This is a genomic window from Pseudomonas sp. Sample_16, assembly GCF_004307665.1.
Lineage (GTDB): Bacteria > Pseudomonadota > Gammaproteobacteria > Pseudomonadales > Pseudomonadaceae > Aquipseudomonas.
The window spans coordinates 1-22,996 of sequence record NZ_RCOB01000149.1 but is presented as its reverse complement, the minus strand read 5'-3'; the positions used below and the strand labels follow the sequence as shown (position 1 = coordinate 22,996).

Genomic DNA, 22,996 nt, shown 5'->3' with positions numbered 1-22,996 from the left:
GGCAGATTCGCAATTCAGCGAAGTGTTACAGACGACCCAGATCATTGACCAGAGCAAGCAACATCACTCCGACCACCAAACTGATACCGATCTGTATCCCCCAACCTTGCACCCGATCCGACAAGGGACGACCACGCGCCCACTCGATCAGATAAAACAACAAATGCCCCCCATCCAGCACAGGAATGGGCAGCAAATTCAGAACCCCCAGGCTAATACTCAGATAAGCAAGGAAATTCAGGAAATCAGCAACACCCGACTGGGCCGAAGCGCCCGCCACTTTAGCAATGGTTATCGGTCCACTCAAGTTTTTTACCGAGAGCTCACCGAACAACATTTTCTTCAGTGAATCGAGAGTCAGCAGGCTCATGGTCCAGGTGCGTTTGGCCCCTTCGCCAATTGCGGCCAGAGGCCCGTAACTAACCTCGCGGATCATTTCCGGCGGCCAGTCGACCGCTTTCACCCCAGCCCCAAGGTAGCCATTGGGAGCCTTGCTCTCGCCGCGGGCAGCGAGCGTCACCGGGACGTCGATTTGAGCACCATCGCGCTCAACCCGCAGCATGATTTTGGTATCAGGACGCAAACGCACGGTGTCGACCACCTGCTGCCAGTCGTCCAGCGACTTGCCATCGAGCGCCAGCAAGCGGTCACCCATTTTCAGCCCGGCGGCCTGCGCCGGACCTTTTGGATCCAGTTCAGCCAGGACCGGCGGCAGTGCCGGACGCCACGGACGAATCCCCAGCGAACGGATCGGATCCGGTTCATCAGCACCCTTGAGCCATTTGTCCAAAGCCAGCTCACGAGGCGAATCCATCGAAGAGCCCTGATCGCGAACCAGCACTTGCAATGAACCGCTCTCCCCAAGGCGACGGACCAATTGCAAATTCACCGCCGCCCAACCGGAGGTCGGTTCGCCGTCGATGGAAATGATCTCCTGACCAGCAGTCAAGCCCGCCCTGGCGGCGATACTGCCGGACTCCACGGCGCCGATGACCGGGCGCACCTGCTCGCTGCCGAGCATGGCCAACACCCAGAAAAACACTAACGCCAACAGAAAGTTGGCAATAGGGCCGGCCGCCACGATAGCAATACGCTGGCGAACCGACTTGCGATTGAAGGATTGATCGACCTGATCAGCCGGAACCTCGCCCTCACGCTCATCGAGCATTTTTACGTAGCCACCCAGCGGGATGGCAGCCACCACGAACTCGGTGCCTTGCTTGTCGTGCCAGCGCAGGAGCGGCATGCCGAAGCCTACGGAGAAACGCAGCACTTTGACCCCACAGCGACGCGCGACCCAGAAATGGCCGAACTCGTGGAAGGTAACCAGCACACCCAAAGCCACCAGGGTGCCGACAATCATATAGAGCGCGCTCATCTACTTTCTCCGCATTCCTATCCGGTGCCGCATGGGCCAACGCGTTGCAGCACTCACCGCCCGTGACGACTCAACCACTGCTCAGCCAGCAGACGCGCTTTCGCATCCGCCGTGAACACTGCCTCAAGATCATCGACTGCCACTACAGGCTCAAGATTCAAGGTTTCTTCGATGATACTCGCGATTTCCGGGTAACGAACCCGTCCGTCGAGAAACGCGGCCACAGCTACCTCATTCGCAGCATTGAGCATCGCCGGAGCACTGTTGCCCGCCTCTGCCGCCAGCCGCGCCAGACGCAGGCAAGGGAAGCGCTCTTCGTCCGGCGCCTGGAAATCCAGGCGCGCGATGGCAAACAAGTCCAGCGGCGGCACCCCTGAATCGATCCGCTCCGGCCAGGCCAGCGCGCTGGCGATCGGCGTGCGCATGTCCGGGTTACCCAATTGCGCCAAAACCGAACCATCGATGTAGTCGACCAGCGAATGAATCACGCTTTGCGGGTGAATCACCACCTCGACCTGGGATGGCTTGGCATCGAACAGCCAACAGGCCTCGATCAGCTCAAGCCCCTTGTTCATCATGCTGGCCGAATCGACCGAAATCTTGCGCCCCATCGACCAGTTAGGGTGGGCGCACGCTTGCTCAGGTGAAACATGCGCCAACTCAGCCATGGGCGTCTGTCGGAACGGACCACCGGAGGCCGTCAGTAAAATCCGACGCACACCGACCGAGCTCAGACCCCGTGCAAAATCCACCGGCATGCATTGGAAGATCGCATTGTGCTCACTGTCGATCGGCAGCAATACCGAGCCACTCTTACGCACCGCCTGCATGAATAACGCACCGGACATGACCAGCGCTTCTTTGTTGGCGAGGAGAATCTTCTTGCCTGCCTCGACCGCTGCCAGCGTCGGGCGCAGCCCTGCCGCACCGACAATGGCCGCCATGACTGCATCCACTTCAGGATCGGCAGCCACCTGACACAAGCCTTCCTCCCCCACCAGCACCCGGGTCGACAGGCCTGCCGCACGCAAATCATCCTGCAAGCTGCGTGCAGCGCCAGCTTCCGGCACAACAGCAAATCGAGGCGTATGCCGCACGCACAATGCCAGCAATTCACTCAAACGAGTGAATCCGCTCAGGGCATAGGCTTGATAGCGCTCGGGATGGCGAGCGATGACGTCGAGGGTGCTCAAACCGATCGAGCCGGTCGCCCCCAGAACGGTAATCTGCTGGGGACGGCTCATGGTGCCGCCATCCACAACAGCACGGCGAATACGGGAATGGCTGCCGTCAGGCTGTCAATCCGGTCCAGCACGCCGCCATGCCCCGGCAGCAGATTGCTGCTGTCCTTGATCCCGGATTGGCGCTTGAACATGCTTTCGGTCAAATCGCCCACGACCGAAATAAACACGATCACGGCGGCGCAGATCAGGCCCTTGAACAGCTCGGCAACGGTCCAGTCACGCACAAAGCCGACAATCACGGTGATGACCAGACTCAAGGCCAGGCCGCCATAGACACCTTCCCAGCTCTTGCCAGGGCTGACCTGCGGCGCCAGCTTGCGCTTGCCGAAAGCCCGGCCGGAAAAGTAGGCGCCGATATCAGCCCCCCAGACCAGCACCATCACCGCCATGATCAGCCAGTTGCCCAAAGGCTGCTGCTTGATCTGAACCAGGCCTTGCCAGGCCGGCAGCAGGATCAGCAGGCCGATCACCAGCTTGCAGGCCGCGCTGGCCCAATGCTCGCTGGAGCGCGGGTACGTCAGCACCAGATAGGTTGCAACACCCCACCACAGTACCGAAGCCCCCAGCACCCAAGGTGCAAGCCCGGGCAGGATGTACATGATAAACAGCATCAACGCGACGACAGCGGCATAGGCAACGCGTGCAGGCTGGGCAGTGAAGCCCGCCAGACGCGCCCACTCCCAGGCACCGAGGGTCACGACCAGCCCGATGAACAGCGCAAAACCGGAGCCTTCGAGCAGGAAAAAACCGCCCAAGGCAATCGGCAGCAGGATCAGCGCGGTGATGATTCGTTGTTTAAGCATTAAACCCGGGCTCCAGCCTCGACCTGCTCGCTCGTTTTACCGAAGCGACGCTGGCGGGATGCGAAATCGGCCAGTGCATTACGCATGGCATCGTGTTTGAAGTCCGGCCAGAACAGGTCGGAGAAATACAACTCGGCGTAAGCCAGCTGCCACAGCAGGAAGTTGCTGATGCGATGCTCGCCACCGGTACGGATGCACAAGTCCGGCAACGGCAGGTCGCCGGTCGCCAGACAGGTTTGCAGCAAATCCGGGGTGATGTCTTCCGGACGCAGGTGCCCGGCCTGGACTTCACGCGCCAGACGCTGGGCGGCCTGCGCGATATCCCACTGACCACCGTAGTTGGCCGCGATCTGCAGGACGAAACGGTTGGCGCCCGCGGTCATGGTTTCGGCTTCACGCATGGCAGCCTGAAGCTCCGGATGAAAGCGCGAACGATCACCGATGATACGCAGGCTGATGTTGTTGTCGTTGAGGCGCTTGGCCTCACGACGCAATGCCTTGAAGAATAGATCCATCAAGGCACTGACCTCATCGGCCGGGCGCTGCCAGTTCTCACTGGAGAACGCAAACAGGGTCAAGACCTCGACCCCCGACTCCGCACACACCTCGATGACCGCACGAACCGCATCGACACCCGCTTTATGCCCGGCGACACCCGGCATAAAGCGTTTTTTCGCCCAGCGATTATTACCATCCATGATGATCGCGACATGGCGCGGCACCGCGGTGGGCGCAATCTGCTTGGTCTTTTCCATGAAAACTCGACCCTTATACGGCCATCAGGTCTTTTTCTTTCTGCGCCAGATCCGCGTCGATTTTAGCCACGAACTTCTTGGTCAGATCATCGATTTCGCCAGTGGCGCGACGTTCTTCGTCTTCGCTGATCTCTTTTTCCTTGACCAGGTCCTTGAGCTGGCTGTTCGCATCACGACGGATGTTGCGCACGGCAACACGGGCGTCTTCTGCAACATCGCGAGCCTGCTTGGTGAAGCCCTTGCGGGTTTCTTCAGTCAGGGCCGGCATGGAGATCAGCAGCAACTCACCCAGGTTGGTCGGGTTGAGGTTCAGGCCGGCGCTACCGATTGCCTTGTCGACAGCACCCAGCATGTTGCGCTCGAAGGCAACGACTTGCAGGGTGCGCGCATCTTTGACGGTGATGTTGGCGACTTGCTTGATCGGCGTGTCGGAGCCGTAGTAAGGCACCATCACACCTTCCAGAATGCTTGGGTGCGCCTGGCCGGTACGGATACGGCCGAAGTTGTGCGCCAGCGATTCCACGGATTTCTGCATGCGCTCTTGAGCGTCTTTCTTGATTTCGTTGATCATTGTTGAACTTCCTCGATCAGGGTTCCTTCAGCGCCACCATGTACGATATTAAGCAGGGCGCCGGGTTTGTTCATGTTAAATACGCGCAGCGGCATCTTGTGATCGCGGCACAGGCAGATGGCCGTCAGATCCATCACACCCAGCTTGCGATCCAGCACTTCATCGTAGGTCAGATGATCGAACTTCTCGGCGTGCGGGTCTTTGAATGGATCTGCGGTGTACACACCATCGACCTTGGTTGCCTTGAGTACGACATCAGCGTCGATTTCGATTGCGCGCAGGCAGGCAGCCGAATCCGTAGTAAAGAACGGGTTACCAGTACCGGCCGCGAAAATCACGACTTCCTTGGAGTTCAGGTGACGCATGGCTTTGCGGCGATCGTAGTGATCGGTCACACCTACCATGGAAATGGCCGACATCACGATGGCGGAGATATTGGCACGTTCAAGCGCATCGCGCATGGCCAGAGCGTTCATCACAGTGGCCAGCATGCCCATGTGGTCGCCCGTTACCCGATCCATGCCGGCCGCGCTCAGCGCCGCACCGCGGAACAGGTTGCCACCGCCGATCACCAGACCGACCTGCACACCGATGCCGACCAGTTGGCCGACTTCCAGCGCCATGCGATCCAGGACTTTCGGATCGATCCCGAACTCTTCCGAGCCCATCAGGGCCTCGCCGCTAAGTTTGAGTAGAATGCGTTTATAGCGAGCCTGATAACCACTGCCCTGCTGAGCCATTGCGAATCTCTCCTGCGGCGTATTTTAAAAAATTCTTTGCGAGCTGTTTTCAGCTGGCGTTCACTCTAGCTTGGCGCTGCTTCAGCGCCATCGGAACATGGCTTTGTAAGCCAGTTCCAAAGGGAAACCAATAAAAATTGGCAGCCCATCTGAAAAGAGGCTGCGCGCGTGAGCGGGCAGCCTCTTCAGGGCGACAGTTAAAAAACCGTCTTATTGCTTGGCAGCAGCCAGTTGGGCAGCAACTTCTTCTGCGAAGTTGTCCACTGGCTTCTCGATGCCTTCGCCTACTTTGAAGTAGGTGAAGGAAACGATTTCAGCACCGGCTTTCTTGGCCAGCTCGCCAACCTTGATTTCAGGGTTCTTGACGAACGCCTGCTCAACCAGGCTTGCTTCGGCCAGGAACTTGCTGATACGGCCTTTGACCATGTTCTCAACAATGTTTTCTGGCTTGCCTTTGATTTTTTCTTCGTTCAGCTGCAGGAACACAGCCTTTTCACGCTCGATGGCTTCGGCGGAAACTTCCGAAGGCAGCAGGAACTCAGGGTTGCTGGCTGCTACGTGCATAGCGATGTCTTTGGCCAGGTCAACGTCGCCGCCTTTGAGTACAACGACAACACCGATCTTGTTACCGTGCAGGTAACCACCAACAACATCACCTTCAACGCGAACCAGGCGACGGATGTTGACGTTTTCGCCAACTTTGGCCACCAGGGCTTCACGAGCCGATTCCTGAGCGGCGATCAGCGGAGCTGCGTCGGTCAGTTTTTCGGCGAAGGCTTTTTCGACGCTGGCGGCAACGAAGTTCTTGAAATCGTCTTGCAGGGCCAGGAAGTCGGTCTGCGAGTTCACTTCCAGCAGCACGGCGGACTTGTCGTCAGCCTTGAGGGCGATAGCGCCTTCAGCGGCAACGTTGCCGGCTTTCTTGGCGGCCTTGATGGCGCCCGAAGCACGCATGTCATCAATGGCTTTTTCGATGTCGCCGCCAGCCTTGGTCAAGGCCTTTTTGCAGTCCATCATGCCTTCGCCAGTACGCTCGCGCAGTTCTTTGACCAACGCTGCAGTAATCTCTGCCATTTCAAAATTCCTCTTGGATAGGTTATCAACCATTCCACCCGATCGAACGGGCGTTCAATTCTTCCCGAACCACCCTTGTAAGCTGCTGCACGTTACAAATGCTGTAGCTGCGCCGCCGACAAGTGGTTTTCGAGGTGGCAAAAAGGGGGCCAAGCCCCCTTTTTGCTTACTGAGTCAACGCCAGGGCGTCAATTACTCAGCTGCAGCTGCCGGAGCTTCTTCAACGAAAACTTCGGTGCCGCCAGCAACGTTGTTGCGACCACGGATAACAGCGTCAGCCATCGAACCCATGTACAGCTGGATAGCGCGGATTGCGTCATCGTTGCCTGGGATGATGTAGTCAACGCCTTCCGGGCTGCTGTTGGTATCGACTACGCCGATAACCGGGATGCCCAGCTTGTTGGCTTCGGTGATCGCGATGCGCTCGTGATCAACGTCGATAACGAACAGAGCGTCTGGCAGACCGCCCATGTCCTTGATACCACCCAGGGAACGATCCAGCTTTTCCAGGTCACGGGAGCGCATCAGCGCTTCTTTCTTGGTCAGCTTGGCGAAAGTACCGTCTTCGGCTTGTACTTCAAGGTCACGCAGACGCTTGATGGAAGCACGGATGGTCTTGAAGTTGGTCAGCATGCCGCCCAACCAGCGGTGATCGACGTACGGCGAACCGCAACGTGCTGCTTCTTCAGCAACGATCTTGCCAGCGGAACGCTTGGTGCCGACGAACAGAATCTTGTTTTTGCCTTGGGCCAGACGCTCTACGAAAGTCAGAGCTTCGTTGAACATTGGCAGGGTTTTTTCAAGGTTGATGATGTGGATCTTGTTACGCGCGCCGAAAATGTATTTACCCATTTTCGGGTTCCAGTAACGGGTCTGGTGACCGAAGTGCACACCGGCCTTCAGCATATCGCGCATGTTGACTTGGGACATGATAGTTCCTTAATAAGTCGGGTTTGGCCTCCACGTATCCCAATGACCAACCAGCAGCATCAGCTGAAGGCACCCAGGTCATCGTGTCGACACGTGTGTGGATTTAGGCTTTTCGGGGCATCCCCGGAAAGCGGCGCATTTTATATCACAGGGCAGGGAAAAACGGAACCCGGATTCTGAAAACCTGGCGACCAGGGCACTCCTGCCCTTGGAATCCGCCCAGAATGCACCATTCTATAGAGAGAAGCGATGCACAGAGGCGCGGATTTGCGCTGATCGTCTGATAGAATCGCGTTTTTCAGGGCTGCGAAGATCGATCGCGCAACGCCCTTTTCGTAAAGAAAGCGCCATCGAGCGCAGAGAGAGCCTGTATGACCGTCACCCTCAAAACTCCCGAGGACATCGCAAAAATGCGCATCGCCGGCAAACTGGCCGCCGATGTGCTGGAAATGATTGCCGAACATGTCAAACCGGGCGTGACCACCGAAGAACTCGACCGCATCTGCCACGACTACATCGTCAACGAGCAGAAGGCCATTCCGGCCCCGCTCAATTACAAGGGCTTTCCTAAATCCATCTGCACCTCGATCAACCACGTGGTCTGCCACGGGATCCCGAACGAGAAGCCGCTGAAGGATGGCGACACCCTGAACATCGACGTCACCGTCATCAAGGACGGTTACCACGGCGATACCAGCCGCATGTTCCACGTCGGCACGGTGCCGGTCTGGGCCGAGCGCCTGTCCCAGGTGACTCAGGAATGCATGTACAAGGCCATCGAACTGGTCAAACCCGGCTGCCGCCTGGGCGATATTGGTGAAGTGATTCAGAAGCACGCTGAAAAGAACGGCTTCTCGGTGGTTCGCGAGTTCTGCGGCCACGGTATCGGCAAAGTGTTCCACGAAGAGCCGCAGATCCTGCACTACGGCCGCGCCGGCACCGGCATGGAACTGAAGGCCGGCATGACCTTCACCATCGAGCCGATGATCAATCAGGGTCGCGCCGACACCAAAGTGCTGGGCGACGGCTGGACCGCGATCACCAAGGACCGCAAGCTCTCGGCTCAGTGGGAACACACCCTGCTGGTGACCGAAACCGGCTACGAGATCTTCACCCTGCGCAGCGATGACACCATCCCCCGCGTCTCGGCCTGATCCCGTTACCGTACCCAGCCTATAGAAAGGAAAGCCAAACGATGCCGCAGGTGGACCCCGAACTCTTCGACCGCGGCCAGTTCCAGGCTGAACTGGCCCTGAAGGCAAGCCCTATCGCTGCTTTCAAGAAGGCCATCCGTCAGGCCCGCGAAGTGCTCGATGCACGTTTTCGCAGCGGCCGGGATATCCGTCGGTTGATCGAGGATCGCGCCTGGTTCGTCGATAACATCCTGCAAAAGGCCTGGGAACAGTTCGACTGGAGTGAAGACGCCGACATCGCGCTGGTCGCGGTCGGCGGCTACGGCCGTGGTGAATTGCACCCCTATTCCGATATCGACCTGTTGATTTTGCTCGACAGCGCCGACCACGAAGTTTTCCGTGATTCCATCGAGCGTTTTCTGACGCTGCTGTGGGACATTGGCCTGGAAGTGGGTCAGAGCGTTCGCTCAGTCGACGAATGCGCCGTCGAGGCCCGAGCCGACCTGACGGTGGTGACCAATCTCATGGAGAGCCGGACCATTACCGGCCCCGAACATCTGCGCCAGCGCATGCTTGACGTCACCAGCACCGCGCACATGTGGCCAAGCAAGGACTTCTTCCTGGCCAAGCGCGCCGAGCAGAAGGCCCGCCACCACAAATACAACGACACCGAATACAACCTGGAACCCAACGTCAAGGGTTCGCCCGGCGGCTTGCGTGATATCCAGACGATTCTATGGTTCGCCCGTCGCGAGTACGGCACCCTGAACCTGCGTGCCTTGGCCGGAGAAGGTTTCCTGGTCGAAAGCGAGAACGCCCTGCTTGCCTCTTCCCAGGAATTTCTGTGGAAGGTGCGTTACGCCCTGCACATGCTCGCCGGTCGCGCCGAAGACCGCCTGCTGTTCGACCACCAGCGCACCATCGCCGGTCTGTTGGGGTTTGAAGGTGACGACGCCAAGCAAGCCGTCGAAAACTTCATGCAGCAGTATTTCCGCGTGGTCATGAGCATTGCCCAGCTCAGCGACCTGATCATCCAGCACTTCGAGGAAGTCATCCTCGCGCCGGAGGATGAGGCGCCGCCGCAACCGATCAACTCGCGATTCCAGTTGCACGACGGCTACATCGAGGCGCGCAACGACAATGTGTTCCGCCGCACACCGTTCGCCATGCTGGAAATCTTCGTACTGATGGCGCAGCAGCCGGAAATCAAAGGCGTACGCGCCGACACCATTCGCCTGCTGCGTGAAAATCGTCATCTGATCGACGACGACTTCCGCAACGATATCCGCAACACCAGCCTGTTCATCGAGCTGTTCAAATGCAAGATCGGTATCCATCGCAACCTGCGCCGGATGAACCGCTACGGCATCCTCGGGCGTTATTTGCCGGAGTTCGGTTTCATCGTCGGGCAGATGCAACACGACCTGTTTCACATCTATACGGTCGATGCCCACACGCTGAACCTGATCAAACACCTGCGCAAGTTGCAGTACACCCAGGTATCGGAAAAATTTCCGCTGGCCGCCAAGCTCATGGCCAAGCTGCCCAAGCCGGAGCTGATCTACATGGCCGGGCTGTACCACGACATTGGCAAGGGCCGGCATGGTGATCATTCGGACATCGGTGCCGTGGACGCCGAGGCCTTTTGCCAGCGCCACCAGTTGCCGCTGTGGGACAGCCGCCTGATCGTCTGGCTGGTCCAGAACCACTTGATGATGTCGACCACCGCCCAGCGCAAGGACTTGTCCGACCCGCAGGTGATCCACGATTTCGCGCAGACCGTCGGCGATGAAACCCGCCTCGACTACCTGTACGTGCTGACCGTCGCCGACATCAATGCCACCAACCCGACGCTGTGGAACTCCTGGCGCGCCAGCCTGTTGCGCCAGCTCTACACCGAGACCAAGCGTGCGCTGCGTCGCGGCCTGGAGAACCCGGTGGATCGCGAAGAGCAGATTCGCCAGACCCAGAGCGCCGCCCTGGACATTCTGGTACGCGGCGGTACCGATCCGGATGACGTCGAGCAGTTGTGGGCACAATTGGGCGATGACTATTTCCTGCGTCACACCGCCGGCGATGTCGCCTGGCACAGCGATGCGATCCTCCAGCAGCCGGCAGATGGCGGGCCGTTGGTGCTGATCAAGGAAACCACCCAGCGGGAATTCGAGGGCGGTACGCAGATCTTCATCTATGCACCGGACCAGCACGACTTCTTTGCCGTGACCGTGGCCGCAATGGACCAGCTCAACCTGAACATCCATGACGCCCGGGTCATCACCTCCAGCAGCCAGTTCACCCTCGACACCTACATCGTGCTCGACACCGACGGCGACTCGATCGGCGACAACCCGGCTCGGGTCAAGCAGATCCGCGACGGCTTGACCGAAGCCCTGCGCAATCCGGATAACTACCCGACCATCATCCAGCGTCGGGTGCCGCGCCAGCTCAAGCATTTCGCCTTTGCCCCACAAGTCACGATCCACAACGATGCGCAGCGCCCGGTCACCGTGCTGGAACTGACCGCACCTGATCGTCCCGGCTTGTTGGCACGCATCGGCACGATTTTCCTGGAGTTCGACCTGTCGCTGCAGAACGCCAAGATCGCCACCCTCGGCGAGCGCGTGGAAGACGTGTTTTTCATCACCGACGCCAACAACCATCCGCTGTCCGACCCGCTGCTGTGCAGCCGGTTGCAGGATGCGATCGTCGAGCAGTTGAGCGTCAATCAGGAACCCGATATCAAACTGTCGCGCATCAGCATCTGACTTAACAACGGCCCGCCCCTCTGTAGGAGCGAGCCTGCTCGCGATGGACCCGAGGACGCCACGGGGTGTCAGCCTCCCAGTGTCATCGTTGACGACCATCGCGAGCAGGCTCGCTCCTACAGGGATCAGCGCCGCCCCAACACCGAACGAGATTTATCGATGAACAACGCTCTGTCCCAGCTCCAGCCCTACCCGTTCGAGAAACTCCGCGCCCTGCTTGGCAGCGTCACACCCAACCCCGACAAACGCCCTATCGCGCTGTCGATCGGCGAACCGAAGCACCGTTCGCCAAGCTTCGTTGCCGAAGCCCTGGCCAGCAATCTGGAAAAAATGGCGGTATACCCGACCACCCTCGGTGTGCCGGAGCTGCGTGAAGCCATCGCCGCCTGGTGCGAGCGGCGTTTCGGCGTGCCCGACGGCTGGATCGATCCGGCGCGCAACGTGCTGCCCGTCAACGGCACTCGCGAAGCGCTGTTCGCATTCACCCAGACCGTGGTCAACCGTGGCGATGACGCGCTGGTCGTCAGTCCGAACCCGTTCTACCAGATCTACGAAGGCGCAGCGTTCCTCGCCGGGGCCAAGCCGCATTACCTGCCATGCCTGGACGAGAATGGCTTCAATCCGGACTTCGAGGCTGTGTCGCCAGACATCTGGAAACGCTGCCAGATCCTGTTCCTGTGCTCGCCAGGCAATCCGACTGGTGCATTGATCCCGGTCGACACGCTGAAGAAGCTGATCGCCCTGGCCGACCAATACGACTTCGTGATCGCCGCCGACGAGTGCTACAGCGAACTGTACTTCGACGAACAAACCCCTCCGCCGGGCCTGCTCAGCGCCTGCGTGGAACTGGGTCGCAAGGACTTCAAGCGTTGCGTGGTGTTCCACAGCCTGTCCAAGCGTTCCAACTTGCCTGGTTTGCGTTCGGGCTTCGTCGCAGGTGACGCCGACATTCTCAAAGGCTTCCTGCTCTATCGCACCTATCACGGCTGCGCGATGCCGGTGCAAACGCAACTGGCCAGCGTTGCCGCATGGAACGACGAAGTGCATGTGCGCGCCAACCGTGCGCTGTATCGCGAGAAATATGATGCGGTGTTGGAGATTTTAAGCCCGGTCATGGATGTGCAGCGCCCGGACGGTGGTTTTTACTTGTGGCCGAACGTCGAGGGTGATGACGAAGCGTTCTGTCGTGATTTGTTCGCGCAGGAACATGTAACGGTGGTGCCAGGTTCTTATCTGTCCCGTGAAGTCGATGGCGCCAATCCGGGTGCGGGGCGTGTGCGCCTGGCATTGGTTGCACCGTTGGCGGAGTGTGTCGAAGCGGCAGAACGGATTCGAGCGTTCATCATTCGCCATCGCCTGTAAAGTCAACGGCCCGAACAGCGCAATGCTGTCCGGGCCGCAGACAAACCCGAGCCCGGCCGACGCGAAACCGTCCGGTCATGGCATAATCCGTCACCTTTTTTCTCCAGCACCTGTAAAGGGGGCAATTCCTTGACCGTTTCAAGTAAAACGTTGCACCTTTTCGGCATCAAAGCCTGCGACACCATGAAAAAGGCGCGCACCTGGCTCGATGAACACGCTGTCAGCTATGACTTTCATGATTACAAGGCGCTCGGAATCGACCGGGAACACCTGACCCAATGGTGCAACGAGCACGGCTGGGAAGTGGTGTTGAACCGCGCAGGCACGACCTTTCGCAAGCTCGACGACGAACGCAAAGCCGATCTCGACCAGTCGAAAGCCATTGAACTGATGCTCGCACAACCTTCGATGATCAAGCGCCCGGTGCTCGATCTCGGTGACCGAACCCTGATTGGCTTCAAGCCAGATATCTACGCGGCCGCGCTCAAGTAAGCAGCCCGTTTCAATTTGTTAGAGGTATCAACATGTCCACTACCCTGTTCAGCCTGGCCTTTGGTGTCGGCACTCAAAACCGTGAAGGCGCATGGCTGGAAGTGTTCTACGCGCAGCCGTTGCTCAACCCGTCGGCCGAACTGGTCGCCGCCATCGCGCCGATCCTGGGCTACAGCGAAGGCAATCAGGCCATCGCATTCACCACGGCTCAGGCCTCGCAACTGGCCGAAGCCGTCAAAGGCGTCGACGCTGCCCAGGCTGCCCTGCTGACCCGTCTGGCCGAGAGCCACAAGCCACTGGTCGCCACCTTGCTGGCTGAAGACGCGCAACTGTCTTCGACCCCTGAGGCGTACCTCAAGCTGCACTTGCTGTCCCATCGTCTGGTCAAGCCGCACGGCCTGAACCTGGCTGGCATCTTCCCGTTGCTGCCGAACGTGGCCTGGACCAGCCAGGGCGCGATCGACCTGGGCGAACTGGCCGAACACCAACTGGAAGCGCGCCTGCGTGGCGAGCTGCTGGAAGTGTTCTCGGTGGACAAGTTCCCGAAAATGACCGACTACGTGGTACCGGCCGGCGTGCGCATCGCTGACGCGGCGCGTCTGCGTCTGGGTGCCTACGTGGGCGAAGGCACCACCGTGATGCACGAAGGCTTCATCAACTTCAACGCTGGCACCGAAGGCCCGGGCATGATCGAAGGTCGCGTCTCGGCTGGCGTGTTCGTCGGCAAGGGTTCGGACCTGGGCGGCGGTTGCTCGACCATGGGCACCCTGTCGGGCGGCGGCAACATCGTGATCAAGGTCGGTGAAGGCTGCCTGATCGGCGCCAACGCCGGTATCGGCATTCCATTGGGTGACCGCAATACCGTTGAGTCCGGCCTGTATGTGACCGCTGGTACCAAAGTGGCGCTGCTGGACGAGAAAAACCAACTGGTCAAAGTGGTGAAGGCTCGTGAACTGGCCGGCCAGGCCGACCTGCTGTTCCGTCGCAATTCGGAAACCGGCGCTGTGGAATGCAAAACCCACAAATCGGCTATCGAACTGAACGAAGCGCTGCACGCTCACAACTAAGCAGCGCATCATCGCCCCTCTGTAGGAGCATGGCTTGCCCGCGATGCTTTTGGCGGTCCAAAGGCCCCATCGCGAGCAAGCTTTGCTCCCACAGTAGTGCGGTGTAACCCCGCCCATGTTCACCAGGGCCCGATAACATGCTGATTCCCTCTCCCTGGCGCGCCGATTTTCCAGCCATCGCCGCCCTGCAACGGCAAGGCCAGACTTATCTGGACAACGCCGCCACCACGCAAAAACCTCAAGCCCTGCTGGATGCCCTGGCGCATTACTATGCCAACGGCGCAGCCAACGTGCATCGGGCACAACATTTGCCCGGCGCCCACGCCACCCAGGCGTTCGAGGACAGCCGCCGCAAAGTCGCGCAATGGCTCAATGCCGCCGACAGCGGGCAGATCATCTTTACCCATGGCGCGACGTCCGCGCTGAATCTGCTGGCTTATGGCCTGGAGCATCTATTCCATCCGGGCGACGAGATTGTCATCAGCGCCCTGGAGCATCACGCCAACCTGCTGCCGTGGCAGCAACTGGCGCACCGCCGTGAGCTGAAACTGGTGGTCCTGCCACTGGATGCCGACGGTGTGATCGATCTTGAAGCCGCCACCGGCTTGATCGGTCCGCGCACGCGTCTGTTGGCCGTCAGCCAATTGTCCAACGTGATCGGCGCCTGGCAGCCTTTGCCTGCGCTGCTGGCAATGGCCAAGGCGCACAACGCCTTGACCGTGGTCGACGGCGCGCAAGGCGTGGTCCATGGTCGCCATGATGTGCAGGCGCTGGGTTGCGACTTTTATGTGTTTTCCAGCCACAAGCTCTACGGCCCCGATGGCCTCGGTGCGTTGTTCGGTCGCAATGAAGCGTTGCAACGACTGCGCCCCTGGCAGTTCGGCGGCGAGATGGTACTGGACGCCAACTACCACGACGCACGCTTTCGCCCGGCGCCATTGGGATTCGAGGCCGGGACACCACCGATCGCCAGTGTGATCGGTCTTGGGGCGACACTGGACTATCTCGCCGCTCTCGATCAGGACGCGGTGTCCGCCCATGAAGCGGCGCTGCACGACTATCTGCTCAAAGGCCTTGCTGCACGCAATGGCGTCCACTTGCTGGGCAAGCCACAGTTGGCACTGGTCAGTTTTACTGTCGAAGGTGTGCATAACTCTGACTTGGCGCACTTGCTGACCGAACAAGGGATCGCGGTGCGCGCCGGTCATCACTGCGCCATGCCGTTGCTCAAGAGCTTCCATCTGGCCGGGGCGATTCGGGTGTCGTTGGCGTTGTATAACGATTCCGAAGATCTGGAGCGGTTCTTTGAAGCACTGGATCAAGCGCTGGAGCTGTTGCGATGAACCTGCCTGCCGATGCCGTGACGGCACTCGAAACCTTTCAAAACGCGGCCGGCTGGGAACAGCGGGCGCGCCTGCTGATGCAGTGGGGCGAACGCCTGCCCGCGTTGAGCGATGCGCAAATGTGTGATGCCAACCGTGTGCACGGCTGTGAAAGCCAAGTGTGGCTGGTGGGTGAATTACGCGACGAGCACTGGCAATTCAGCGCCAACAGCGATGCGCGATTGATTCGTGGATTGGTGGCGTTGTTGTTGGCGCGGGTTAACGGGTTGTCGGCGCTTGAGCTGCAGCAGGTGGATTTGCACGACTGGTTCAATCAATTGGGGCTGGGTCGACAGTTGTCGCAGTCGCGCAGTAATGGCTTGAATGCCGTACTGCAACGGATGAATGAGTTGGCTGGTTAATCGCTATCGCTGGCAAGCCAGCTCCCACAGGGTTCTATGCCGCTCACAGATCAAGTGAACTCACTGAAATACCTGTGGGAGCTGGCTTGCCAGCGATGGGGCCATCGGCCACGCCGATCAAACTTCAGGCTTGACCCGATCCGCCGGCCGCCGCACACCCGCCACAATCTTGTCCACAGCCTTGGTCGCCGCGACCATGCCGAATGTCGCCGTCACCATCATCACGGCGCCAAAACCACCGGCGCAGTCGAGCTTCACACCCTCACCGACAAAACTCTTCTGCAAACAAATACTGCCGTCCGGTTTCGGGTAGCGCAGTTGCTCGGTGGAAAACACGCACGGCACGCTGTAGTGGCGGGTTACGGTGCGGGAGAAGCCGTAGTCACGGCGCAAGGTGGAACGGACTTTCGAGGCCAGCGGATCATTGAAGGTGCGGTTGAGGTCGCAGACCTGGATCAGCGTCGGATCGATCTGCCCGCCAGCACCGCCGGTGGTGATGATCTGGATTTTGCGGCGTTTGCACCAAGCGATCAGCGCTGCCTTGGCGTTGACGCTGTCGATGCAATCGATCACGCAGTCGATGTTCGGCGTGATGTATTCAGCCATGGTGTCACGGGTAACGAAGTCAGGCACTGCATGCACCGTGCAATCCGGGTTGATCCCGCGCAGGCGCTCGGCCATCACCTCGACCTTGGGTTTGCCGACAGTGCTGTCCAGTGCATGCAACTGACGGTTGGCATTGCTGACGCAGACGTCGTCGAGGTCGAACAACGATATTTCGCCTACACCACACCGGGCCATGGCTTCCGCCGCCCAGGAACCGACGCCGCCGACGCCGACAATCGCCACATGGGCGGCTTTCAAGCGTTCAAGGCCTTCGATGCCATACAAACGGGCGATGCCAGCAAACCGCGGATCTTCTGTACTCATGACCATTACCCTAAAAACCGGCGCGCATTATAGGGCCACCGACGGTCAAGAGCATCATTACGCTATGAACGGACATCTTCCGGAAAAACTACATCGAACGAAGATTTACCTGACGCGCTCTAACCAAAGAACTTAAACCGACTTGGATTGCCCAACGTCTGGCATTTCCCTGTCCGGTGTACGTTCAGTGAACCGCCAGTGTAGGATGCGCGCCCTTCTACGGCCGCCGACCGTTTATTTGTTCCACAGTCTTTGGAACCCGAAATAGCTATGTCATCGCGTAAATTTGGACTCAACCTGGTGGTGGTACTCGCCATCGCCGCCTTGTTTACCGGCTTCTGGGCGCTGATCAATCGCCCGGTGACCGCTCCCAACTGGCCTGAACAGATCTCCGGCTTCTCGTATTCGCCGTTTCAGCAAGGCCAATTCCCACAGAAAGAGCAGTACCCGACCGACGATCAAATGCGTCGCGACCTGGAGATCATGAGCAAGTTGACGGACAACATCCGTACTTACTCGGTCGACGGTACGCTGGAGAACATCCCCAAACTGGCGGAAGAGTTCGGCCTGCGGGTAACCCTGGGGATCTGGATCAGTCCGGACCAGGAACGCAACGAACGGGAAATCACCCGCGCCATCGAAATCGCCAACTCCTCGCGCAGTGTGGTTCGCGTGGTGGTCGGCAACGAGGCGATCTTCCGCAAGGAAATCACCGCAGCAGAACTGAGCGTGATCCTCGATCGCGTCCGTGCTGCCGTGAAAGTGCCGGTGACCACCTCCGAGCAGTGGCACGTGTGGGAAGAACACCCGGAACTGGCCAAGCACGTTGACCTGATCGCCGCTCACGTCCTGCCTTATTGGGAATTCATCCCGATGGACAAGGCCGGGCAGTTCGTCCTCGACCGTGCCCGCGACCTGAAAAAGATGTTCCCGAAAAAACCGTTGCTGCTGTCCGAAGTCGGCTGGCCGAGCAACGGCCGCATGCGCGGCGGTGCCGATGCGTCGCCGGCGGATCAGGCGATCTACCTGCGCACACTGGTCAACAAACTCAACCGCCAGGGTTTCAACTACTTCGTCATCGAAGCGTTTGACCAACCATGGAAAGCCAGTGACGAAGGCTCGGTGGGCGCTTATTGGGGCGTGTTCAACGCTGCGCGCCAGCAGAAATTCAACTTCGAAGGCCCGGTGGTCGCGATCCCGCAATGGCGCGTACTGGCCATCGGTTCGGTCGTCCTGGCCCTGCTGTCGCTTACCTTGCTGATGATCGACGGCTCGGCCCTGCGCCAGCGTGGCCGTACCTTCTTGACCTTTATCGCGTTCCTTTGCGGTTCGGTACTGGTGTGGATCGGCTATGACTACAGCCAGCAATACAGCACCTGGTTCAGCCTGACGGTCGGCTTTTTGCTCGCCCTTGGCGCGCTCGGGGTGTTTATCGTGCTGCTGACCGAGGCTCACGAGCTGGCTGAAGCGGTGTGGATTCACAAACGGCGCCGGGAATTCCTGCCGGTGGTGGGTGATTCCAGTTACCGGCCAAAAGTCTCGATCCACGTGCCCTGCTACAACGAGCCGCCGGAGATGGTCAAACAGACCCTCAACGCCCTGGCCAATCTCGATTATCCGGACTTCGAAGTCCTGATCATCGATAACAACACCAAGGACCCGGCGGTCTGGGAACCGGTGCGCGATTATTGCGAGACCCTCGGCCCGCGCTTCAAGTTCTTCCACGTCGCGCCTCTGGCCGGTTTCAAGGGCGGCGCGTTGAATTACCTGATTCCGCACACGGCCAAGGATGCCGAAGTGATCGCGGTCATCGACTCCGATTACTGCGTGCACCCGAACTGGCTCAAGCACATGGTGCCGCACTTCGCCGATCCGAAGATCGCCGTGGTGCAGTCGCCGCAGGACTACCGCGACCAGAACGAAAGCACTTTCAAGAAGCTTTGCTACGCGGAATACAAAGGCTTCTTCCACATCGGCATGGTCACCCGCAACGACCGTGACGCGATCATCCAGCACGGCACCATGACCATGACGCGGCGCTCGGTGCTCGAAGAACTGGGCTGGGCCGACTGGTGCATCTGTGAAGACGCCGAACTGGGTCTGCGCGTGTTCGAAAAAGGCCTGTCGGCGGCGTATTACCACGACAGCTACGGCAAAGGCCTGATGCCCGATACCTTCATCGACTTCAAGAAACAGCGGTTCCGCTGGGCCTACGGTGCGATTCAGATCATCAAGCGTCACACCGCCAGCCTGCTGCGCGGCAAGGACACTGAGCTGACCCGCGGTCAGCGCTACCACTTCCTCGCGGGCTGGTTGCCGTGGGTGGCGGACGGCATGAACATTTTCTTCACCGTTGGCGCGTTGTTGTGGTCGGCGGCGATGATCATCGTGCCGCAACGGGTCGATCCACCGCTGCTGATTTTCGCGATCCCGCCATTGGCGCTGTTCGTATTCAAGGTCGGCAAGATCATCTTCCTTTACCGTCGCGCCGTTGGCGTGAACCTCAAGGATGCGTTCTGCGCGGCGCTGGCCGGGCTGGCGTTGTCGCACACCATCGCCAAAGCGGTGTTGTACGGTTTCTTCACCAGCAGCATTCCGTTCTTCCGCACCCCGAAAAATGCCGACAACCACGGGCTCTGGGTGGCGATTTCGGAAGCCCGGGAAGAGGTGTTCATCATGCTGCTGCTGTGGGGCGCTGCCTTGGGGATCTTCCTGGTCAATGGCATGCCGAGCAACGACATGCGCTTCTGGGTGGCCATGTTGCTTGTGCAATCGCTGCCGTATCTGGCGGCGTTGATCATGGCGTTCCTGTCGTCCTTGCCTAAACCGGCGCCAGAGACGCAAACGGCACCTGCCGTCTAAATCTTTGCGGATGCACTAAACGGCGGCCAATGGTCGCCGTTTTGCTTTAAGATAACCGCCATTTTGCGGGGCCAGCCCCTACGCCCTGTAGGAGCAAAGCTTGCTCGCGATGGGCGCGACTCGGTGTTACAGAAAAACCTGATCACCGTTCATCGCGAGCAAGCTTTGCTCCTACACATTTACAGCTTTCGGAGTTTTCCATGACGGCCCACGCCGACCTTTCGCCGACCCTTCAACTCGCCATCGACCTGATTCGCCGTCCGTCCGTGACGCCGGTCGACGCCGATTGCCAGAAGCAGATGATGCAGCGCCTGGGCGATGCCGGTTTTGCACTCGAACCGATGCGCATCGAAGATGTGGATAACTTCTGGGCCACCCACGGCAAACACGATGGCCCGGTGCTGTGCTTCGCCGGTCACACCGACGTGGTCCCGACCGGTCCGGTGACCGCGTGGCAGATCGATCCGTTCAACGCGGTGATCGACGAACACGGCATGCTCTGTGGCCGCGGCGCGGCGGACATGAAAGGCAGCCTGGCGTCGATGACCGTGGCGGCCGAACGTTTCGTCGCCGACTACCCGGATCACAAGGGCAAAGTTGCGTTCCTGATCACCAGCGACGAAGAAGGCCCGGCACACCACGGCACCAAGGCAGTGGTAGAGCGCCTGGCGGCGCGCAAGGAGCGCCTGGACTGGTGCATCGTCGGCGAACCGTCGAGCACCGCCCTGGTGGGTGACGTGGTCAAGAACGGCCGTCGTGGCTCCCTCGGCGCCAAGCTGACAGTGCGCGGCGTCCAGGGTCACGTGGCCTATCCGCACCTGGCGAAGAACCCGATCCACCTCGCCGCCCCGGCGCTGGCCGAGCTGGCCGCCGAGCACTGGGACCACGGCAACGATTTCTTCCCGCCGACCAGTTTCCAGATTTCCAACGTCAACTCCGGCACCGGCGCGACCAACGTGATTCCAGGTGATCTGGTGGCGGTGTTCAACTTCCGCTTCTCCACCGAGTCCACCGTCGAAGGCCTGCAAAAGCGCGTCGCCGACATCCTCGACAAGCATGGCCTGGACTGGCACATCGACTGGGCGCTGTCGGGTCTGCCGTTCCTCACCGAACCCGGCGCGCTGCTGGACGCGGTGTCGTCGAGCATCAAGGACATCACTGGCCGTGAAACCAAGGCTTCCACCAGCGGTGGCACTTCCGACGGGCGTTTTATCGCGACCATGGGTACGCAAGTGGTTGAGTTGGGGCCGGTCAACGCGACCATCCACCAGGTCAATGAACGCGTTTTGGCGGCCGACCTCGATGTGTTGACCGAAATCTATTACCAGACCCTGATCAAGTTGCTCGCCTGATGCTTGCTTGCCCCATCTGCAGTGAACCGCTGAACGCGGTGGACAATGGCGTGGCCTGCCCCGCCGGGCATCGTTTCGATCGTGCGCGTCAGGGTTACCTGAACCTGTTGCCGGTGCAGCACAAGAACAGCCGCGACCCTGGGGATAACCAGGCCATGGTCGAAGCGCGCCGCGACTTCCTGAACGCCGGGCATTACGCGCCGGTGGCCAGGCGCCTGGCGGAATTGGCGGCGGGCTATGCGCCGCAGCGCTGGCTCGACATCGGCTGTGGCGAGGGATACTACACCGCGCAAATCGCCGAAGCCTTGCCGGGTGCCGATGGCTACGCCCTGGATATTTCCCGGGAGGCCGTCAAACGCGCCTGCAAACGCAATCCGAAACTGACCTGGTTGATCGCCAGCATGGCGCGAGTGCCATTGGCTTCCGGTAGCTGCCAGTTCCTGGCCAGCGTGTTCAGCCCGCTGGACTGGGAAGAAGCCAAACGCTTGCTCAGCCCCGGCGGCGGCCTGATGAAAGTCGGCCCGACCAGCGGCCACCTGATGGAATTGCGCGAGCGGCTGTACGACGAAGTCCGCGAATACATTGACGACAAGCATCTGGACCTGGTGCCGCAAGGCATGGCGCTGGCACACAGTGAGACGCTGACGTTCAAACTGACCCTGGACAAGCCGCAGGACCGCGCCAACCTGCTGGCGATGACGCCTCACGGCTGGCGTGCCAGTGCCGAGCGTCGCACGGCGGTCATCGAACAGGCCGAGCCGTTCGAGACCACCGTATCGATGCGCTACGATTATTTCGTTCTTCAATAACTTTTGGTTCCGGGCGAGTGCCCGGGGCCGGCTAAATCCGCGAATGGATTTTTCAGACCCGCAGTGAGGACATCCATGCGCCAACCCGATATAGAGATTTACCTGAAAGACGCCGACGTCGATCACAAAGCCATTTCGGCCTGGCTCACAGCGGCATTGGGCCCGTGTACCGGCTGGGTCCAGAAAGGCCAGACCTACAAGTGCAAGGCCGGCAACGTGCCAGTGACCTGGCTGCCGAAAGCCGTTGGCAAGTGGAACAGCCTGTACCTGGAAAGCGACCAGACCCCATGGGACGACGACATCGCCTGCGCCCGCGCCGCATTTGCCGCACTGAACGTCGAAGTGCGTTGCGCGCCGGGGACTTGGGTCGAGGAAGAAGGTGAGGAAACGGCGGATCGCTGGATTCGCATCAGCGCCGATGGTGAAGAAGAGATCACCTGGAAAACCGCCTGATTCCGCCCCCGCATGATCGTTCCCACGCTCTGCGTGGGAATGCAGCCCGGGACGCTCCGCGTCCCAAAGCGGACGCAGAGCGTCCGTTGAGGCATTCCCACGCAGAGCGTGGGAACGATCATCACAGGCCTACAACATCCTCAGCCTGCAACCCCTTCTGCCCTTCCACCACCGCGTACTCGACCTGCTGGCCTTCAGTCAGCGAGCGGTGGCCTTCACCGCGAATCGCACGGTAATGCACGAACACGTCCACCCCGTCTTCGCGCTGAATAAAGCCGTAACCCTTGGCGTCGTTGAACCACTTCACGTTGCCGGTTTCGCGCGTTGCCATGTCAGTACCCCCTTTGTTTTTATTTTGAGCGGCCGAGTATATGACAGACACAAAAACTCTCAACTACAGAATGGTTGACTGCTTTTTTGCCGATTTTCGACGAATCCGGCACACTACGGCCCTCCCGAGCAATTGCTTGGTTTTACTCACTCACGCAGAAGCCGTATGACCCGTTCCCCGTTCCGCCGTCTTGTGTTTGGC

The 22,996-nt window shown here is 59.7% G+C and carries 21 protein-coding genes; 11 read left to right on the top strand and 10 right to left on the bottom strand.

All coding sequences use genetic code 11. From position 1 onward, the window contains the following. Positions 1 to 25: 25 nt before the first annotated feature. From rseP to rpsB, 8 genes are all read right to left on the bottom strand, one after another. Entirely contained in the window at positions 26 to 1,378 is a 1,353-nt protein-coding gene (gene rseP / locus D8U69_RS20270; RefSeq protein WP_130907995.1) for a sigma E protease regulator RseP, read from the bottom strand. A gap of 53 nt (positions 1,379 to 1,431) precedes the next feature. Further along, on the bottom strand, positions 1,432 to 2,622 hold the full coding sequence (gene ispC, locus D8U69_RS20265) for a 1-deoxy-D-xylulose-5-phosphate reductoisomerase (RefSeq protein ID WP_130907994.1): 1,191 nt from the start codon (positions 2,620 to 2,622) through the stop codon (positions 1,432 to 1,434). Next, a complete protein-coding gene (locus tag D8U69_RS20260; protein ID WP_056856246.1) occupies positions 2,619 to 3,425 on the bottom strand; it encodes a phosphatidate cytidylyltransferase in 807 nt (268 codons plus the stop codon). Before D8U69_RS20260 ends, ispC begins: the two co-directional genes overlap by 4 nt. Continuing rightward, the gene (gene uppS, locus D8U69_RS20255; RefSeq protein WP_056856247.1) at positions 3,425 to 4,180 is read right to left on the bottom strand and encodes a polyprenyl diphosphate synthase; all 756 of its coding nucleotides are present in this window, start codon (positions 4,178 to 4,180) and stop codon (positions 3,425 to 3,427) included. Before uppS ends, D8U69_RS20260 begins: the two co-directional genes overlap by 1 nt. A gap of 13 nt (positions 4,181 to 4,193) precedes the next feature. Beyond that, complete coding sequence (gene frr / locus D8U69_RS20250; RefSeq protein WP_008000041.1) at positions 4,194 to 4,751, bottom strand: ribosome recycling factor; 558 nt, start codon at positions 4,749 to 4,751, stop codon at positions 4,194 to 4,196. Next, positions 4,748 to 5,491, bottom strand: a complete 744-nt coding sequence (gene pyrH / locus D8U69_RS20245) for a UMP kinase (RefSeq protein WP_003198235.1) — start codon at positions 5,489 to 5,491, stop codon at positions 4,748 to 4,750. Before pyrH ends, frr begins: the two co-directional genes overlap by 4 nt. 210 nt (positions 5,492 to 5,701) lie before the next feature. Beyond that, on the bottom strand, positions 5,702 to 6,565 hold the full coding sequence (gene tsf / locus D8U69_RS20240) for a translation elongation factor Ts (protein ID WP_056856248.1): 864 nt from the start codon (positions 6,563 to 6,565) through the stop codon (positions 5,702 to 5,704). A 192-nt stretch (positions 6,566 to 6,757) separates the two neighbouring features. Then, positions 6,758 to 7,495: a 30S ribosomal protein S2 gene (gene rpsB / locus D8U69_RS20235; RefSeq protein WP_008057307.1), complete on the bottom strand. Its 738-nt coding sequence runs from the start codon at positions 7,493 to 7,495 to the stop codon at positions 6,758 to 6,760. Between the two features lie 371 nt (positions 7,496 to 7,866). On the opposite strand from rpsB, the gene map reads away from it, so the two are divergent. The 7 genes from map to D8U69_RS20200 all read left to right on the top strand — a co-directional run bounded on the left by map (position 7,867) and on the right by D8U69_RS20200 (position 16,058). After that, the gene (gene map / locus D8U69_RS20230; protein ID WP_130907993.1) at positions 7,867 to 8,649 is read left to right on the top strand and encodes a type I methionyl aminopeptidase; all 783 of its coding nucleotides are present in this window, start codon (positions 7,867 to 7,869) and stop codon (positions 8,647 to 8,649) included. Between the two features lie 41 nt (positions 8,650 to 8,690). Continuing rightward, the gene (locus tag D8U69_RS20225) at positions 8,691 to 11,393 is read left to right on the top strand and encodes a [protein-PII] uridylyltransferase (protein ID WP_056856250.1); all 2,703 of its coding nucleotides are present in this window, start codon (positions 8,691 to 8,693) and stop codon (positions 11,391 to 11,393) included. A 159-nt stretch (positions 11,394 to 11,552) separates the two neighbouring features. Next, positions 11,553 to 12,755, top strand: a complete 1,203-nt coding sequence (dapC, locus tag D8U69_RS20220; protein WP_056856251.1) for a succinyldiaminopimelate transaminase — start codon at positions 11,553 to 11,555, stop codon at positions 12,753 to 12,755. A 129-nt stretch (positions 12,756 to 12,884) separates the two neighbouring features. Next, the gene (locus D8U69_RS20215; protein WP_130906376.1) at positions 12,885 to 13,247 is read left to right on the top strand and encodes an ArsC family reductase; all 363 of its coding nucleotides are present in this window, start codon (positions 12,885 to 12,887) and stop codon (positions 13,245 to 13,247) included. Positions 13,248 to 13,279: 32 nt separating this feature from the next. Beyond that, positions 13,280 to 14,314 carry a 2,3,4,5-tetrahydropyridine-2,6-dicarboxylate N-succinyltransferase gene (dapD, locus tag D8U69_RS20210; protein WP_056856253.1) on the top strand — a complete coding sequence of 345 codons (1,035 nt, stop codon included), beginning with the start codon at positions 13,280 to 13,282 and terminating at the stop codon, positions 14,312 to 14,314. Positions 14,315 to 14,451: 137 nt separating this feature from the next. Further along, positions 14,452 to 15,657 (top strand): cysteine desulfurase, encoded by a 1,206-nt coding sequence (locus D8U69_RS20205; protein ID WP_056856254.1) that lies wholly within the window; start codon positions 14,452 to 14,454, stop codon positions 15,655 to 15,657. Next, positions 15,654 to 16,058 carry a SufE family protein gene (locus D8U69_RS20200; RefSeq protein WP_130907992.1) on the top strand — a complete coding sequence of 135 codons (405 nt, stop codon included), beginning with the start codon at positions 15,654 to 15,656 and terminating at the stop codon, positions 16,056 to 16,058. Before D8U69_RS20205 ends, D8U69_RS20200 begins: the two co-directional genes overlap by 4 nt. 117 nt (positions 16,059 to 16,175) lie before the next feature. Here D8U69_RS20200 and tcdA read toward each other — a convergent pair whose 3' ends face one another. Continuing rightward, positions 16,176 to 16,994 (bottom strand): tRNA cyclic N6-threonylcarbamoyladenosine(37) synthase TcdA, encoded by an 819-nt coding sequence (gene tcdA, locus D8U69_RS20195; protein WP_056856256.1) that lies wholly within the window; start codon positions 16,992 to 16,994, stop codon positions 16,176 to 16,178. Between the two features lie 264 nt (positions 16,995 to 17,258). On the opposite strand from tcdA, the gene D8U69_RS20190 reads away from it, so the two are divergent. The 4 genes from D8U69_RS20190 (at position 17,259) to D8U69_RS20175 (ending at position 22,464) form a co-directional block, all read left to right on the top strand. Further along, on the top strand, positions 17,259 to 19,850 hold the full coding sequence (locus D8U69_RS20190; protein WP_130907991.1) for a glycosyltransferase: 2,592 nt from the start codon (positions 17,259 to 17,261) through the stop codon (positions 19,848 to 19,850). A gap of 200 nt (positions 19,851 to 20,050) precedes the next feature. Next, the gene (gene dapE, locus D8U69_RS20185; RefSeq protein WP_056856258.1) at positions 20,051 to 21,202 is read left to right on the top strand and encodes a succinyl-diaminopimelate desuccinylase; all 1,152 of its coding nucleotides are present in this window, start codon (positions 20,051 to 20,053) and stop codon (positions 21,200 to 21,202) included. Further along, on the top strand, positions 21,202 to 22,011 hold the full coding sequence (locus D8U69_RS20180; RefSeq protein ID WP_130907990.1) for a putative RNA methyltransferase: 810 nt from the start codon (positions 21,202 to 21,204) through the stop codon (positions 22,009 to 22,011). Before dapE ends, D8U69_RS20180 begins: the two co-directional genes overlap by 1 nt. A gap of 75 nt (positions 22,012 to 22,086) precedes the next feature. Continuing rightward, positions 22,087 to 22,464 (top strand): hypothetical protein, encoded by a 378-nt coding sequence (locus D8U69_RS20175; RefSeq protein ID WP_130907989.1) that lies wholly within the window; start codon positions 22,087 to 22,089, stop codon positions 22,462 to 22,464. A 121-nt stretch (positions 22,465 to 22,585) separates the two neighbouring features. On the opposite strand, the gene D8U69_RS20170 is transcribed toward D8U69_RS20175, so the two are convergent. Next, a complete protein-coding gene (locus D8U69_RS20170; RefSeq protein WP_007954750.1) occupies positions 22,586 to 22,795 on the bottom strand; it encodes a cold-shock protein in 210 nt (69 codons plus the stop codon). Between the last annotated feature and the right edge of the window lie 201 nt (positions 22,796 to 22,996).